15 protein-coding genes are annotated in these 15,105 nt (G+C 65.2%); 14 read left to right on the top strand and 1 reads right to left on the bottom strand.

Annotated elements, in window-relative coordinates; genetic code table 11:
- Positions 1-35: 35 nt before the first annotated feature.
- Positions 36-1,109: a porin gene (locus J3485_RS16135; RefSeq protein WP_206954471.1), complete on the bottom strand. Its 1,074-nt coding sequence runs from the start codon at positions 1,107-1,109 to the stop codon at positions 36-38.
- 437 nt (positions 1,110-1,546) lie between these two features.
- Here J3485_RS16135 and J3485_RS16130 point away from each other — a divergent pair, with 437 nt between their 5' ends.
- The 14 genes from J3485_RS16130 to J3485_RS16065 all read left to right on the top strand — a co-directional run bounded on the left by J3485_RS16130 (position 1,547) and on the right by J3485_RS16065 (position 15,018).
- Positions 1,547-1,861 (top strand): non-heme iron oxygenase ferredoxin subunit, encoded by a 315-nt coding sequence (locus J3485_RS16130; protein ID WP_206954469.1) that lies wholly within the window; start codon positions 1,547-1,549, stop codon positions 1,859-1,861.
- A gap of 1 nt (position 1,862) precedes the next feature.
- Positions 1,863-2,174, top strand: a complete 312-nt coding sequence (locus J3485_RS16125; RefSeq protein WP_206954467.1) for a recombinase-like helix-turn-helix domain-containing protein — start codon at positions 1,863-1,865, stop codon at positions 2,172-2,174.
- Between the two features lie 70 nt (positions 2,175-2,244).
- Positions 2,245-3,336 (top strand): aromatic ring-hydroxylating dioxygenase subunit alpha, encoded by a 1,092-nt coding sequence (locus J3485_RS16120; RefSeq protein WP_206954465.1) that lies wholly within the window; start codon positions 2,245-2,247, stop codon positions 3,334-3,336.
- Entirely contained in the window at positions 3,329-4,096 is a 768-nt protein-coding gene (locus J3485_RS16115) for an SDR family oxidoreductase (protein ID WP_206954463.1), read from the top strand. Before J3485_RS16120 ends, J3485_RS16115 begins: the two co-directional genes overlap by 8 nt.
- Positions 4,097-4,122: 26 nt before the next feature.
- Complete coding sequence (locus J3485_RS16110; protein WP_206954461.1) at positions 4,123-4,650, top strand: cupin domain-containing protein; 528 nt, start codon at positions 4,123-4,125, stop codon at positions 4,648-4,650.
- A 40-nt stretch (positions 4,651-4,690) separates the two neighbouring features.
- Positions 4,691-5,587, top strand: a complete 897-nt coding sequence (locus J3485_RS16105; protein WP_206954459.1) for an alpha/beta fold hydrolase — start codon at positions 4,691-4,693, stop codon at positions 5,585-5,587.
- Entirely contained in the window at positions 5,588-6,451 is an 864-nt protein-coding gene (locus tag J3485_RS16100) for an IclR family transcriptional regulator (RefSeq protein ID WP_206954456.1), read from the top strand. It begins immediately after the preceding gene.
- The gene (locus J3485_RS16095; protein WP_206954454.1) at positions 6,448-7,272 is read left to right on the top strand and encodes an SDR family oxidoreductase; all 825 of its coding nucleotides are present in this window, start codon (positions 6,448-6,450) and stop codon (positions 7,270-7,272) included. The genes J3485_RS16100 and J3485_RS16095 overlap by 4 nt, the downstream gene beginning before the upstream one ends.
- A complete protein-coding gene (locus J3485_RS16090) occupies positions 7,265-8,923 on the top strand; it encodes a thiamine pyrophosphate-binding protein (protein ID WP_206954452.1) in 1,659 nt (552 codons plus the stop codon). Before J3485_RS16095 ends, J3485_RS16090 begins: the two co-directional genes overlap by 8 nt.
- Positions 8,916-9,740 carry an aspartate dehydrogenase gene (locus J3485_RS16085; protein WP_206954449.1) on the top strand — a complete coding sequence of 275 codons (825 nt, stop codon included), beginning with the start codon at positions 8,916-8,918 and terminating at the stop codon, positions 9,738-9,740. The genes J3485_RS16090 and J3485_RS16085 overlap by 8 nt, the downstream gene beginning before the upstream one ends.
- A 115-nt stretch (positions 9,741-9,855) precedes the next feature.
- Positions 9,856-11,349, top strand: a complete 1,494-nt coding sequence (locus tag J3485_RS16080) for an aldehyde dehydrogenase (RefSeq protein WP_206954447.1) — start codon at positions 9,856-9,858, stop codon at positions 11,347-11,349.
- Positions 11,350-11,370: 21 nt separating this feature from the next.
- Positions 11,371-12,345 carry a VOC family protein gene (locus J3485_RS16075; RefSeq protein ID WP_206954445.1) on the top strand — a complete coding sequence of 325 codons (975 nt, stop codon included), beginning with the start codon at positions 11,371-11,373 and terminating at the stop codon, positions 12,343-12,345.
- Complete coding sequence (locus J3485_RS16070) at positions 12,342-13,583, top strand: NAD(P)/FAD-dependent oxidoreductase (protein ID WP_206954434.1); 1,242 nt, start codon at positions 12,342-12,344, stop codon at positions 13,581-13,583. Before J3485_RS16075 ends, J3485_RS16070 begins: the two co-directional genes overlap by 4 nt.
- Before the next feature lie 31 nt (positions 13,584-13,614).
- Positions 13,615-15,018 (top strand): MFS transporter, encoded by a 1,404-nt coding sequence (locus tag J3485_RS16065; protein ID WP_206954424.1) that lies wholly within the window; start codon positions 13,615-13,617, stop codon positions 15,016-15,018.
- Positions 15,019-15,105: the final 87 nt, after the last annotated feature.

Below are 15,105 nucleotides of genomic sequence, written 5' to 3'. Positions count from 1 at the left end.
CGGCACGCGATCGGGCAACTGCCGCGCATGGCCTATCAGAACGAATGGTGGATGCCCGCGAGCACGACGCTCTGGTTGCGGCCGCTCGCCGCGCCGGCGGTAAAGAATCCGGCTTGGGCGTTCGCGCTCGCGCGTTCATACAGCACGTTCGCATAGACCTGCGTGGCCTTCGACAGCGAGTACACGTCGCCAATCACGAATTGAGTCCAGCGCTGGCCGGCAAGCGTCGAAGTGGCCGCGCCGCCTACCACGGCATTGGCCACGGTGAACTGGTAGTTCGCGCCCGCATCGTAGCTCTGGAACGTATTGGAATAGCCGTTCGATTGCAGCTTCGTGCGCGTGTACAGACCGTGGACGAGCAGCTTGCCGAACGAGTACGACGCGCCGATCCCCATGTTCTCGACCTTGTCGGCGATGTAGTTCGCAGCCGCTTGTCCTTGGAAGGTCGTGAGGTCGGTCGTCGAGATCGATACGGTGCGGTCATGTTCGTTCGACCACGCCGCGCCCGCCTTGAAGGGGCCGTTCACGTAGCTGAGCGCGTAGCTCATCGTGCGGCCGGTCGAGAAGTTCGTCGTGTTGCCCAGGCCGATCATCGCTTCAGCCGTCAAGCCGTACCATGTGGGCGAGCGGTACTTGGCCGAATTGTCGAACGGCACGACGCCGGTATCGGCGAGCTCGTCGATGTTACCCGGGTGGAACGCATACCAGCTACTTGCGAGGTACGCGGTGCTGAGCGGCCCGAGCACGTCGAACGAAAACGGCGTCTGATGTCCGAGCGTGAGCGTGCCGAATTGATCTGAGCTCAACCCCACGAAAGCTTGCCGGTTGAACAGCACGCCCGATTTCGCGAACGCACCCGTATTGGTGTAAAAGCCGTTTTCCAATTGGAAGATGGCCTTCAGACCGCCGCCCAGATCCTCCATGCCACGCAGACCCCAACGGTCGGGTTGCGTGTTGCCCTGCTCCTCCATCCACTTCGAACTGCCTCCCACGTTGCTGATGTAGGCGACACCCGCATCCATGCTGCCGTAGAGCGTGACGCTGCTTTGCGCCCATGCGCTCGAGACGGCGCAGATTCCGGTCAGCCCCGCGGCGATGATTTGCTTCAAGTTAGGACTCCTCAATGTTTTGACGAACGGCACGGTATCGATGCGACCGGACCAGGCTCCTGACCTCCAAGGCTGCGGCCACTTCTTCAGTCGGCTTTCGCTTGGATTGTGTGTTCCATATATGAATCAACGTAACACCTATGGAAAAGTATAGGGGCAGTTGCCGGACGTCGAAATAAATTTCGGGACGGTGAAAACCCTTGGTCGGGCGGTGAACCCGATAGGCGTGCACGGAGCGCGAGCCCTAGCCGTGAGGGGCTCGGATCGCAGCAATAAGCAGGAGAAAGGGCATCGTTCCAGGCCCTATTTGCGGGTACTTAGTGTTTTCCCGAGGGCGACCAGATTTCTGTTTTTTCGACGCGAAGCCGTGCCTATAATGAACCATACATAAACTGATGTTCCGTATATGGAACGAAGCAGATCGAGATAGGTGAGACATGGCTGAAGAATGGCGCTGCGCCGGGCATGCCGGCAATCTGACTGAAGACGCCCCGCTCGAGTACAAGCTCGACGGGACGGAAATCGGTATCTACAAGGTGGGCGACGAGATCTATGCGCTCGAAAACGTCTGCCCGCATGCGTATGCATTGCTGACGCAGGGTTTCGTCGACGGCGACACGGTCGAATGTCCGCTGCACGAGGCGGTGTTCCATATCCCGACGGGCAAGTGCCTGAAAGAGCCTGGCGGACGCGACTTGAAGCAGTACACGGTGCGTCTGGCCGGGGAAGAAATCCAGATCAAGGTGCAATGACATGCGAGAAATCCCCGTGAACTTCAATCCGTGGCTCAAGCCCTGGCTCGCTCCGCAGCCGAACAACGTTGCGGGCAAAGGCGTGATCGAAAAGCCGGGCGAGACGGAAAACGTCGTTTGGCAAACGCGCAAGGCCGAGCCTACGCAGTACGAAAACGACTTCGGCGATGCGCTCGAGAAGACGTTCGAGGCCGGCGCCGCGGAGCTCGACGAAGTCGTCGCGGGCTTGAACCGCATCGGCTTTCGCACGCCCGAGGGCGCGGCGTGGGACGAAGCGCGTCTCGCCTCGGAACTGCGCCGCCTCGCCGAATGAGCGCACGCGTCGAGGCCGGCGCAGCACCGGCCGCGCCTCGTTACACCGATCACGTATCCGGAGTTCTTTGATGACGTCTCCCACACTCGAATCCGCTGTCAGCGTCGATCCGATTCGCGCCTATCTCGACAGCGGCTTGCGCAACTATTGGTATCCCGTGGCGCCTAGCTGGCAGGTCGGCAATGCGCCGATCGGCCTCACACGCCTAGGCGATCAAATCGTGCTTTGGCGCGATAAAAACGGCAGCGTCCATGCGCTGGAAGATCGTTGTCCGCACCGCGGTGCACGTTTGTCGCTCGGCTGGAATCTCGGCGACCGCGTGGCTTGCTGGTATCACGGCATCGAAGTGGACGGCGGCGGCACCGTGAAGAGCGTGCCGGCCGTTTCGGCATGTCCCCTCGAAGGGCAGAAGTGCGTGAAGTCCTATCCGGTCGAAGAGCACGCAGGTGCGATCTTCCTTTGGTTCGGCGACGACGCGCACAAGGAACCGGCGCCGCTCGTTTTGCCGGAAGAATTGGTGAACGACGCGTATTCGCACTTCCTCTGCATGTCCAATTGGAAGTGCAACTACCAGTACGCGATCGACAACGTGATGGACCCGATGCACGGCGCCTATCTGCACGCGACCTCGCATTCGATGGCCGAAGGCGACAAGCAGGCCGATATGCGTGTGCGCAAGACCGAGACGGGCCTCGTGTTCGAAAAGATCGGCCAGCGCGACGTCAACTTCGACTGGGTCGAACTGGGCGAGACGGGGTGCCTGTGGATGCGTCTCGCGATCCCGTACAAAAAGAAATTCGGCCCCGGCGGCAACTTCGGAATCATCGGCTTCGCCGTGCCCGTCGACGAGGACAACTGCCAGGTCTACTTCTGGCGTACGCGCAAGGTGTCGGGCTGGCAGCGCGACGCGTGGCGCTTCATGTATCGCAACCGACTCGAAGGGCTGCACTGGGCGGTGCTCGAGCAAGACCGTTACGTGCTCGAGAGCATGGCGCCGCGCGCGCGCGATCACGAATTCCTTTATCAGCACGACGTCGGTATGACGCGTGTGCGACGCATGTTGCGTCAGCGTGCGCAGCAACATTTCGCCGATCTCGACGCATGGCACGCCGCTCAGCATGGTGGGGCGCCGTCGTTCGATGCGGGGCACAGCCATGCGTGACGCCGCACACGCCGCGCTGACGGGGCGTCGCGTAATCGTGACGGGCGGTGCGCGAGGGCTCGGCGCCGCTTTCGTCGGCGCGCTCGCCGAAGCCGGCGCACGCGTGACGTTCGGCGACGTGTTGCACGACGCGGGCGCCGCGCTTGCCGACACGCTCTCGCAACGCGGACACGACGTCGGCTATCTGCCGCTCGACCTTGCGCGCCCCGATAGCGTGCATGCCTTCGTCGAAGCGGCCGCGCAACGGATGGGCGGCGTGGACGGGCTCGTCAACAACGCGGCCGTCACCCACTCGGGCGGCAAGCTTGCGAGCGAGTTGACCGTCGATACGTGGGATGCGGTGATGAGTGTCAACGTGCGCGGCACCTGGCTCGTCAGCATCGCGGCGCAGCGGTGGCTGCGTGAGTCGGGTCGCGGCGCGATCGTCAACATCGCCTCGGACACGGCCCTGTGGGGCGCGCCGAAGCTGCTCGCGTACGTGGCGAGCAAGGGCGCGGTCATCGCCATGACGCATGCGCTCGCGCGCGAGTTCGGCGCCGACGCCATTACCGTCAACGCGATCGCGCCGGGCCTTACCGAAGTGGAGGCGACGGCCTATGTGCCGGCCGCGCGTCACGCGTACTACCTCGAAGGCCGCGCACTGCAGCGCGCGCAGGTGCCCGAGGACGTGACGGGCCCCGTGCTGTTCCTGCTGTCCGATGCCGCGCGCTTCGTGACCGGCCAGTTGCTGCCGGTGAACGGCGGCTTTGTCATGAACTGAACAAGTCCAATCGAAAGGAGAAATCGATGGCCGATGCCGATATCGAGCGCAAGTCGTGGGACCGTCCCGCCGACGCCAGCTTCGAACAATGGATGGAAAGCCGCGTGGCGCGCTATCAAACGCGCCGCTACGACTGGGATGCGCTGAAGTTTCAAGCCGACTACGACCCGAAGTACCGCCGCGCACAAATGCGCTACGTGGGGACGGGCGGCACCGGCGTAGCGAAGGATTCGAACACCGTGCCGGCAGGCGGGTTCACGTTTTCGACGATGGTGATTCCGGCCGGCAACATCGGCCCGAGCCACATTCATATCGACGTCGAGGAAATCTTCTTCGTCCTGCGCGGAAAAATGAAGGTGATTTGCGAGCGCGACGGCGAAACCTGGGAAGCCGTGCTCGGCGAGCGCGACTTGATCTCGGTGCCGCCGGGCGTTTATCGCACTGAAATCAATATCGGAGATGAAGACGCGCTGATGTGCGTGATGCTCGGGTCGCCCCAGCCGATCACGCCGACTTATCCGCCCGATTCGCCACTCGCGAAGATCAAGCGATGAGCGTCCCGCAGCCCCTGCCCCCGAAACCGTCCTCGACATCATGAGCGATGCCATGTCCCCGGCGGTTGATGCGACCGCGACGCTCGAAGCGCGTCTTGCCCGCTTTCCTGTCCGCGTAGCGGATCTCGGCGGCGCGTGCGTGAGCTATCGAGAAGCGTCCGGCCCCGACGGCGCGGCGCCGCTCGTGTTGCTGCATGGCATCGGTTCGGGCGCGGCTTCGTGGGTGCAGCAGTTCGAAGTACTCGGTGCGGCGCGCCGCGTGCTTGCGTGGGATGCGCCGGGCTACGGTGCATCCACGCCAGTCGCCGCGCGCTCGCCGATCGCAGCGGATTACGCGCTGCGGCTGCGGGGCTGGCTCGATGCGCTCGGCATCGCGCGCTGCGTGTTGGTCGGCCATTCGCTCGGGGCGATCGTCGCGGGTGCGTTTGCGGCGGCGGCGAGCGAGCGTCTTGATGGCTTGCTGCTGCTCTCGCCGGCTGGGGGCTACGGCGCGGCGCCGCAAGCGGTGCGTGCGCAAAAGCGCGACGCTCGTCTTGCGATGCTCGCCGAACTCGGCTCCGCCGGGCTCGCGCGGCAGCGCAGCGACAACATGCTGTCGTCGCACGCCGACGACGCGTCGCGCGCGTGGGTCCGCTGGAATATGGCGCGCGTGGTGCCGCACGGATATGCGCAAGCCACGCATCTGCTTGCCAACGCCGATCTCGTCGCCGATCTCGCCGCGGCGCGGACCATCTATACGGGGCCGGTCGAAGTCGCGGTCGGCGAGGACGACGCTATTACGCCCCCGGCCGCCTGCGAAGCGATCGCTCGCGCGGCGAACGCGCCGTTCGCGATCGTGCCGGGGGCGGGCCACGCGGGTTATGTGGAAGCGCCTGACGTCTACAACGCGCTGATCGATGCGTTTTGTCGCAGCGCGCAAGCACAACGGAGTATCTGAATGACGCCCAATTCCGCCAGTGCGGCCCCCAGCGCCGACGAAGACCGCGGCGACACGGTCTACCGTGTGCCCGGCCTCGAACGGGGGCTGCGCATTCTCACCGAATTTTCTCCACGCGAGCCGGTGCTCGACGCGCCTGAGCTGTCGCGCCGCCTTGGCATTCCGCGCACGACGGTGTTTCGTCTGTTGCAGACGCTCGAATCGCTCGGCTTCCTCGAGCGCGCCGATCGTGACCGCAACTACCGCCTGGGCGTGGCCGTGCTGCGGCTCGGCTTCGAGTATCTGAGCTCGCTCGAGCTCACCGATCTCGGACTGCCGCTGATCGAGATGCTGCGCGACGAAACGGGTTTGACGTCCCACATCGTGATTCGCGACGGACGCGACATCGTGTTCGTTGCAAAGGCGCAAAGCCACGCGCCGATTTTCAGTTCGGTGAAGGTCAACGTGGGCACGCGTTTGCCCGCTCATGCCACGACGCACGGGCAGGTGCTGATGGGCGATTTCACGCTCGGCGAGCTGCGCGCGCTCTATCCGGAATCGAAGCTCGAGCGCTTCACGCAGCAGACGCCGGAGACGGTGGAGGCGCTTTACGAGCGCATTCGCGAGGATGCCGCGCGCGGCTATGCGGTGAGCGAGTCGTCATTCGAGCGCGGCATCTCGGTCGTATCGGCGCCGGTGCGCAACGACACGGGACGCATCGTCGCCGTCATCACGACGACGATTCCGCGCCCCGGCATCGACAGCGCCTTGCTCGACACGGGTTTGATCGACAAGGTCCGGCATGCGGCCGGCGAACTCTCGAAGCGGCTCAACTATCGGCCGCCTGCGCGCAGCCAGTACATGAAGGCATTGGGGCTCTCATGATTCAAATCGATTTGACGGGGCAGGTTGCCGTCGTGACCGGCGGTTCGTCGGGGATCGGCTTCGCGACCGCCGAACTGTTTCTGCAGGCGGGCGCATCGGTTGCGATCTGCGGGCGTGATGCCGAGCGACTTTCGCGTGCCGAACAGCGCTTGCGCGAGCGCTTTCCGCAGGCGCAACTGCTCGCGACGCGCTGCAACGTGCTCGACGCAACCGACGTGAGCGCGTTTGCCGATGCCGTACACACGCGTTTCGGCGCGACGCACATGCTCGTGAACAACGCGGGCCAGGGGCGGGTGTCCACGTTCGCCGACACCACGGACGACGCCTGGCGCGAAGAGTTGGAACTCAAGTACTTCAGCATCATCCGCCCGACCCGCGCATTTCTGCCGATGCTGCGCGCGGCGGCGGCAGCGGCGAGCGGCAATGCATGCGGCAACGCGTCGATAGTCTGCGTGAATTCGCTGCTCGCGTTGCAGCCGGAACCGCACATGGTCGCGACGTCTTCGGCGCGTGCGGGGGTGCTCAGCTTGATCAAATCGCTCGCGGGCGAACTCGCGCCCGAGCATATCCGTGTGAACTCGATCCTGATCGGCATCGTCGAGTCGGGGCAGTGGCGCCGCCGCTACGAAGCGCAGGAGCCGCGCGGCCGGAGTTGGGACGACTGGACGCGCGCGCTCGCGCGCAAGAAAAACATTCCGCTTGGCCGCTTCGGTCTTCCCGAAGAAGCCGCCCAAGCGCTTTTTTATTTGGCGACCGCCTTGTCGTCGTACACGACAGGCAGTCACATCGATGTATCCGGAGGCGTTGCACGACATGTCTAACACCACTACCGTCGGCGAACTGATCGCCGCGTTTCTCGAACAATGCGGCGTGACGACCGCATTCGGCGTGATCTCGATTCACAACATGCCGATCCTCGACGCCATCGGTCGGCGCGGCAATATTCGCTATGTCGGCGCGCGCGGCGAAGCGGGCGCGGTCAATATGGCCGATGGACTCGCACGCGTCTCGGGCGGCCTGGGCGTGGCGTTCACGAGCACGGGCACGGCGGCGGGCAATGCCGCCGGCGCGATGGTCGAAGCCTTGACCGCGGGCACCGCGCTTTTGCACATCACCGGCCAGATCGAAACGGAATATCTCGATCAAGACCTCGCCTACATTCACGAAGCGCCCGATCAGCTCACGATGCTTTCGTCGATCTCGAAGGCTGCGTTTCGCGTGCGTTCGGCGGACACGGCGCTCGCGACCCTGCGCGAAGCCGTGCGGGTCGCTCGGACCGCGCCGAGCGGCCCTGTGAGCGTCGAGATTCCGATCGATATTCAAGCTGCGTTGACTGCCTGGCCGCAGGATCTCGCCGCGCCGCATTTGAGCGCGTTGACGCACGACGAGGCGCGTGTCGAAGCACTGGCGCAGGCGCTCGCTCGAGCGAAGCGCCCCATGTTGTGGCTCGGCGGCGGCACGCGTCATGCCCGTGAGGCGGTGGAACGTCTCGTTGCGCTCGGGTTCGGCGTGGTCACGAGCGTGCAGGGGCGTGGGGTGCTGCCCGAAGACCATCCGGCCACGCTCGGCGCGTTCAACGTGCATCCGGCCGTGGAGCGCTTCTACACGACCTGCGATGCGATGCTCGTGGTCGGCTCGCGCCTGCGCGGCAACGAAACGCTCAAGTACAAGCTCGCACTACCGCAGCCGCTCTACCGCATCGATGCCGATGCTCTAGCCGACAACCGCGGCTATCGCAACGACCTGTTCGTGCACGGCGACGCGGCCGCGGTCCTCGACGCACTCGCGACGTGCCTCGAAGGCAAGCTCGAGGTCGATCCTTCGTTCGCCGCCGACCTCGCCGCCGCGCGCGAAACGGCGGTCGCCGACACCGCGAAGGGGCTCGGCCCGTATCGACGTCTCGTCGAGGCGCTGCAGCGCGCGGTGGGCCGCGACTACAACTGGGTGCGCGACGTCACGATCTCGAACAGCACGTGGGGTAACCGGATGCTGAAGATCTTCAGCCCGCGCGCCGGCGTGCATGCACTCGGCGGCGGCATCGGCCAGGGCATGCAGATGGCGATCGGCGCGGCACTCGCGGGTTCGGCAGCGAAGACGGTATGCCTCGTCGGCGACGGCGGCCTCATGGTGAACGTCGGCGAACTTGCGACGGCCGTGCAGGAAAAGGCCAACGTGATGATCGTATTGATGAACGACCAGTGCTACGGCGTGATCCGCAACATCCAGGATGCGCAGTACGGCGGCCGCCGCTACTACGTCGATCTGCATCAGCCCGATTTCGCGCAGTTCTGTGCAAGCCTCGGTCTCAAGCACTATCGCCTGTCCTCGCTCGACGAGGCCGAGGCCGTGATTGGCGAAGGGATCGCGCACGCGGGCCCGGTGCTCGTCGAAGTGGATATGCAAGCGGTGGGCAGCTTCGAGACGGCGTTCGCCGGCCCGCCCGTGCGCAAGGAGGAGCCGCAACATGCGTGATCCGCTCGCACGCCCGGCGCCCGTCGACATCGCGATGATCGGCTTCGGCGCCATCGGTCAGACGGTCTACCGCGCGGTCGAGGCGGACCCGCTCGTGCACGTGTCGCATGTGATCGTTCCCGAGCACCACGCGAACCTCGTGCGCGGCCAAGTCGATGCAATGGTCGAGGTGGTGTCGTCGGTCGAAGCGCTGTCGAGCCGCCCGCAGTTCGCGCTCGAATGCGCGGGGCACGGCGCGCTCGTCGATCATGTCATGCCGCTCTTGAAGGCGGGTACCGACTGTGCCGTCGCGTCGATCGGCGCGCTGTCGGATGTCGATCTGCTCGAGCAACTCTCGCTGGCCGCCGATGAGGGTCACGCGACGCTCACGCTGCTGTCGGGGGCGATCGGCGGCATCGACGCGCTGTCGGCCGCGAAGCTCGGTGGGCTCGACGAGGTGCTCTACACGGGGCGCAAGCCGCCGCTCGGTTGGCTCGACACGCCGGCCGAAGAGGCGTGCGACTTGCGCGCGCTCACGAGCGAGCGCGTGATCTTCGAAGGCAGCGCGCGCGAAGCGGCGCGTCTGTTCCCGAGGAACGCGAACGTGGCGGCAACCGTCGCGCTCGCGGGCCTCGGGCTCGATCAAACGAAGGTGCGCCTGATCGCCGACCCGGCCGTGACGCGCAACGTGCATCGCATCGTCGCCCGCGGGGCGTTCGGCGAGATGTCACTGGAGATGTGTGGGCGTCCGCTGCCGGACAACCCGAAGACGTCGGCGCTGACCGCCTACAGCGCGATACGCGCGTTGCGCAATCGCGCCGCGCGCTGCGTGATCTAACGCGCCCGAGCGGACGCGACCGAGGGTGCCGCCCGCTTCGAGCCGATCGTCGAGATCGTCGAAAAGCGGGCAGTGCCGAGACGAATGACCAGTTGGACCAAGTGGGATCTTTGACATGACTCCATTCGATACGAGCCTCGTTCCGAACGGCGACATCTTGATCGGCGGGCAATGGCGACGCGGACGCGCCGCGCCTTTCGTCAGCATCTATCCGGCCGATCAGTCACCGAACATGGAAGTCTCGACGGCCAGCGCGGAGGATGCGCAAGAAGCGGTCGAGGCCGCGGACGCCGCGTGGCGCTGCGCCAACTGGGCCGGCTTGAAGCCGCATCAGCGCTCGCTCGTGCTGTACCGCATCGCCGAGCTCATCACGCAGCGGCATGAGGCGCTCGCGCAGTTGCAGCGCCGCGACAACGGCAAGCCGATCGGCGAGACGCGTGCGCTCGTCGCGAGCGCCGCGAACACGTTTCGCTACTACGCGGCATGCCTCGAAACGCTCGACGAGGAACTGACGCCTTCGCGCGGCGATTACTTGACGATGAGCGTGCACGAGCCGATCGGGGTCATCGCCGCGATCACGCCGTGGAATTCGCCGATCGCCTCCGACGCGCAGAAGCTCGCCCCCGCGCTCGCGGGTGGCAATGCCGTGGTCCTCAAGCCTGCTGAAGTCACGCCGCTTACGTCGCTCGCGCTCGCACGCATCTGCGAGGAAGCGGGCGTGCCCAAGGGCGTGCTCAGCGTGCTGCCGGGCAAGGGCTCGGTGATCGGCGACGTGCTCGTGCGGCATCCGCGCGTGAAGAAGGTGTCGTTTACGGGCGGCACGGAGGTAGGCCGCGGCATCGCGCGTCTCGCGGCGGAAAAGCTGATGCCGGTTTCGCTCGAATTGGGCGGCAAGTCTCCGACGATCGTGTTCGACGATGCCGATCTCGATCACGCCGTGAACGGTGTGCTGTACGGCATCTTCAGTTCGTCGGGCGAGGCGTGCATCGCGGGCTCGCGGCTCTTCGTGCAGCGCTCGATCTACGACGCGTTCATGAAGCGGCTCGTGGAAGGCGCACGCAAGCTGCGTGTCGGCGATCCCGCACGGGCCGACACGCAGATGGGTCCGCTCATCTCGGGCAAGCATCGCGAATCGGTCGAGCGCTACGTGGCGCTTGGGCTCGAAGAGGGAGGGCGTCTGCTGTGCGGCGGCGAGCGGCCCGTGGGCGATGGCCGGGAGAACGGCTTCTTCTATCAACCGACGATTCTCGAAGGCTTGCCCAATCGTGCGCGCATTTGCCAGGAAGAGATCTTCGGGCCGGTGCTCGTGGCGATGCCGTTCGACGACGAGCAAGCGCTCCTCGAGCAGGCGAACGACAGCGTGTTCGGTCTTGCCGCCGGCATCTGGACGCGCGACTACAAGCGTGCCTGGCGGGTCGCGCGCGCGCTCGAGGCGGGCACCGTCTGGATCAATACGTACAAGCTGTTTTCGATCTCCACGCCGTTCTCGGGTTGGAAAGAGAGCGGCATGGGCCGCGAGAAGGGGCGGCTCGGCATTCGCGAGTACATGCAGCAAAAGAGCCTCTACTGGGGTTTGAACGACAGCGCGCTGCCTTGGGCGGGCGCCTGAGCACGCACGGAGACGCACATCATGACGATTCTCGGCATCGAACAGATCACCTACGGCGTGACGGATCTCGACACCTGTCGACGCTTTTTCGCGGACTGGGGTTTGAAGGAGGTCGCGCGCGACGAGACGCGCACGCGCTTCGAAACGATGAACGGCTGTACGGTTCTCGTGGTCGATGCGAGCGACCCGTCGTTGCCCATCGCGTTCGAAGCGGGCCCGACGCTGCGCGAAGTGACGTGGGGCGTGGCCACGTGCGCGGAGCTCGATGCGCTGCGCACGCGGCTCGCCGGACAGCGCGGATTTTATTCAACGCAAGACGCAGTCGGCTGCTACGACCCGGCCGGCATGGCGATTCGCGTGGAGGTGACGCGCAAGCGCGAACTCGACGTGAAAGGGTCGCCATCGAATGTGTGGGGCCAGGTGCTGCGCGTGGATCAGCCTTCGCCCGTCTACGAGCACGCCGAGCCGATCGAAGTGGGACACGTGGTGTTCTTCACGAACCGCCTGGCCGAGCAGGAGCAGTTCTATCACGAACTGCTCGGCTTCGAGACATCCGACCGCTATCCGAATCGCGGCGCATTCATGCGCTGCGCACCGCACGGCGGTCATCACGACTTGTTCCTGCTCGCGCTGCCCGACGGTAGATGCGGCCTGAACCACGTCGCGTTCACCGTACGCGACATTCACGAAGTGTTCGGCGGCGGCTTGCACATCAGCCGCTGCGGCTGGACCACGCAACTCGGGCCGGGCAGGCATCCGGTTTCATCGGCTTACTTCTGGTATTTCAAGAACCCGGCCGGCGGTTTGATCGAGTACTACGCCGACGAAGACATCCTCACGCCCGCATGGCAGCCGCGCGAGTTCGAGCCTGGGCCTACGGTGTTCGCGGAATGGGCGGTCGACGGCGGGCTCGACGGCAACACGCGCCGCCAGAAGAGCGCATCGGCGAACGTGCAAGTGCCGCAAGGCAAGTTCATGACGGAGCGTAAGCAATGAGCGCCGATGCAGCTACGGATGAAGCGCCGCGCACCATCGTCGTGATCGGCGGTGGCCAGGCGGCGGGCTGGGTGGTGAAGACGCTGCGCAAGGAAGGCTTCGATGGGCGGCTCGTGATGATCGCGGACGAGATGCATCTGCCCTACGAGCGCCCGCCGTTGTCGAAGGCGGTGCTCGCGGGCGACGCCGATATCGACACCGTGCGCATCGTGAAGCCGGACGAGTTCGAGACGCTGAACGTCGAGGCGTGGCAGCCCGATTGCGCCACGTTGCTCGATCGCGCGGCGCGCATCGTGAAGACGGCCTCGGGGCGCAAAGTGCGGTACGACCGCCTCGTGATCGCAACGGGCGGTGCGGCGCGTCGGCTGCCGCGGCAAATAGCGAAGACGTCGCACCTTACCTATTTGCGCACGCTCGACGAAGCCGTAGCGCTCGGCGAACGTCTGCGCGGCAGCCGGCGCGTGCTGGTCGTCGGCGGCGGCTGGATCGGGTTGGAAGTCGCGGCCACGGCGCGCAAGCTTGGTGTCGAGGCATGCGTCGTCGAAGGGGCCGCGCGTCTATGCGCACGGTCCGTGCCACCGGCCGTTTCCGATTTCCTGCTCGCTTTGCATCGCGCGAACGGCGTGGACGTACGCCTGTGCGTATCGCTCGTTTCGCTCGATGACCATCCCGACGGCGCGAGCCGCGTGCGCGCGACGTTTGCCGACGGTTCGACGCTCGATGCCGATTTCGCCGTAGCGGGTATCGGTCTCGCGCCGAATACGATGCTTGCCGAGGCAGCCGGGCTGGCGATTGCCGATGGCATCGTCGTCGATGAATTCGGCGCGACCGAGGACCCTCACGTGTTCGCCTGCGGCGACGTCGCGAATCATCCGAATGCCTGGCTCAAACGCCGTGTGCGGCTCGAATCATGGGCCAACGCGCAGAACCAGGCGATCGCCGCGGCCAGGGCAGTGCTTGGCGTGAAGACCCCGTATGCCGAGATTCCGTGGTTCTGGTCCGATCAGTACGACGTGAATCTGCAGATTCTCGGCGACATCCCCACCGATTGCTCGCCGGTCGTGCGCGGCAGTCTCGACGAGAAACGCGCGACGTTGTTCTTTGTCGAGCACGGCAACTTGCGTGGCGTGATCGCAATCAATACGCCGCGCGAGTTGAAGCTCGCACGCAAATGGATGAGCCAGGGCCGCCCGGTCGATCTCGCGGCCCTGACCGACATCGGCAAGACACTTGCATAAATCACACGTAGGGGACAGGAGGACGAGACGCATGGGTATCATCGATAACTTCATCGGGCAGGGCAGCGGCGTCGACTTGAGCGAGCCGCACACGCGCGGGTCGATCATCGCGCGGCTCGAGCGGCTGCCGCGCAACGCCATGCAGGTGCGTGCGCGCTTGCTCATCGGCCTGGCCACGTTCTTCGACGGCTTCGACGTGATCGCGATTGCCGCGACGCTGCCGATGCTGATCCAGAAGTGGCATCTATCGCCTTGGACGATCGGCTTTCTGATCGCCTCCGGGTCCGTCGGCCAGTTGCTCGGCGCGTTCCTGTTTCCGTGGCTCGCCGAGCGGCACGGCCGCGTGCGCGCCATCGCGTGGAGTTCGGGCATCATCGGCGTGACGAGCATTGCGTGCGGCTTCGCACCCGGTTTCGCGGTGTTCGCTGCGCTGCGCGTGGTGCAGGGTATCGGCCTCGGCGGCGAGCTGCCGGTCGCGGCCACCTACATCAACGAGATCAGCCGCGCGCATGGCCGCGGACGTTTCGTGTTGCTCTACGAGATCGTGTTCCCGATCGGTCTATTGGCGTCGAATGCGCTCGGCGCGTGGGTCGTACCGCGTTTCGGCTGGCAGACGATGTACTTCATCGGCGGCATGCCGCTGATTCTGTTCGTCGCGTTGCGTCGTCTCGTGCCGGAATCGCCGCGTTGGCTGGCCGAGCGTGCGCGGCTCGAGGAAGCCGACGTTGCGGTGACGGCGTTCGAGCGTGCGGCGAAAGGCGTGCTCGAGCCGGTGACGAACGCCGCGCATTTCGATGCATTGGCCAATCGTCACCCGAAGCGCAGCGTGAAGGATCTGCTCGGGCCGGCCTATCTGAAACGTACGCTTGCCGTCGCGATGCTGTGGATGACCTGCGGATTTATTCAGTATGGGCTGTCGACCTGGCTGCCGACGATCTATCGCACGATCTACCACGCACCGCTGCAACTCGCGCTGAACTTGGCCGTGGCCGCTTCGGTGCTGGGCGTGCTGGGCTCGCTGACCTGCGCGCTGCTCGTCGACAAGGTGGGCCGCAAGCCGATCATCAACGTCTCGTTCGTGCTGTGTGCGCTTTCGTTGGCGCTGGCGGGCGCGTGCTATTCGATGTCGGTGTACGTCGTCGCGACGTTCTGCGCGCTGGCGCTGGGGTTCCTGGCGAGCGGATTCATCACCGCCTATGTCTACACGCCGGAACTCTATCCCACAAGCATCCGCGCGCTCGGCTGCGGCGTTGGCGGCGCGTGGCTGAAGGTGGCCGCTATCTTCGCGCCGACGATCGTGTCGAAGACGATGATCGGCGGCAATCTCGACGTCGCGTTCTACATCCTCGCGGCCGTGCCGTTCCTTGCCGCCGTGACGGTTCACTTCCTCGGTATCGAGACGAAGGGCAAGGTGCTCGAGCAACTGGAGGCCTGAGCGTCGCTCGTGCCTTCAAGGTCTTTGACGTCTCTAACGATTGCGTTGGCTTGAAGATGGCGCGCCTGCGGGTGCGCCAATTTCGTC

This window comes from Trinickia acidisoli, assembly GCF_017315725.1.
GTDB lineage: Bacteria > Pseudomonadota > Gammaproteobacteria > Burkholderiales > Burkholderiaceae > Trinickia > Trinickia acidisoli.
This window is presented reverse-complemented; position numbering and strand designations above follow the sequence as displayed.

Excerpts from the sequence above, each read along its gene's own strand:
- J3485_RS16130 (WP_206954469.1), top strand. The coding sequence starts at position 1,547 with ATGGCTGAAGAATGGCGCTGCGCCGGGCATGCCGGCAATCTGACTGAA.
- J3485_RS16125 (WP_206954467.1), top strand. The coding sequence starts at position 1,863 with ATGCGAGAAATCCCCGTGAACTTCAATCCGTGGCTCAAGCCCTGGCTC.
- J3485_RS16120 (WP_206954465.1), top strand. The coding sequence starts at position 2,245 with ATGACGTCTCCCACACTCGAATCCGCTGTCAGCGTCGATCCGATTCGC.
- J3485_RS16115 (WP_206954463.1), top strand. The coding sequence starts at position 3,329 with ATGCGTGACGCCGCACACGCCGCGCTGACGGGGCGTCGCGTAATCGTG.
- J3485_RS16110 (WP_206954461.1), top strand. The coding sequence starts at position 4,123 with ATGGCCGATGCCGATATCGAGCGCAAGTCGTGGGACCGTCCCGCCGAC.
- J3485_RS16105 (WP_206954459.1), top strand. The coding sequence starts at position 4,691 with ATGAGCGATGCCATGTCCCCGGCGGTTGATGCGACCGCGACGCTCGAA.
- J3485_RS16100 (WP_206954456.1), top strand. The coding sequence starts at position 5,588 with ATGACGCCCAATTCCGCCAGTGCGGCCCCCAGCGCCGACGAAGACCGC.
- J3485_RS16095 (WP_206954454.1), top strand. The coding sequence starts at position 6,448 with ATGATTCAAATCGATTTGACGGGGCAGGTTGCCGTCGTGACCGGCGGT.
- J3485_RS16090 (WP_206954452.1), top strand. The coding sequence starts at position 7,265 with ATGTCTAACACCACTACCGTCGGCGAACTGATCGCCGCGTTTCTCGAA.
- J3485_RS16085 (WP_206954449.1), top strand. The coding sequence starts at position 8,916 with ATGCGTGATCCGCTCGCACGCCCGGCGCCCGTCGACATCGCGATGATC.
- J3485_RS16080 (WP_206954447.1), top strand. The coding sequence starts at position 9,856 with ATGACTCCATTCGATACGAGCCTCGTTCCGAACGGCGACATCTTGATC.
- J3485_RS16075 (WP_206954445.1), top strand. The coding sequence starts at position 11,371 with ATGACGATTCTCGGCATCGAACAGATCACCTACGGCGTGACGGATCTC.
- J3485_RS16070 (WP_206954434.1), top strand. The coding sequence starts at position 12,342 with ATGAGCGCCGATGCAGCTACGGATGAAGCGCCGCGCACCATCGTCGTG.
- J3485_RS16065 (WP_206954424.1), top strand. The coding sequence starts at position 13,615 with ATGGGTATCATCGATAACTTCATCGGGCAGGGCAGCGGCGTCGACTTG.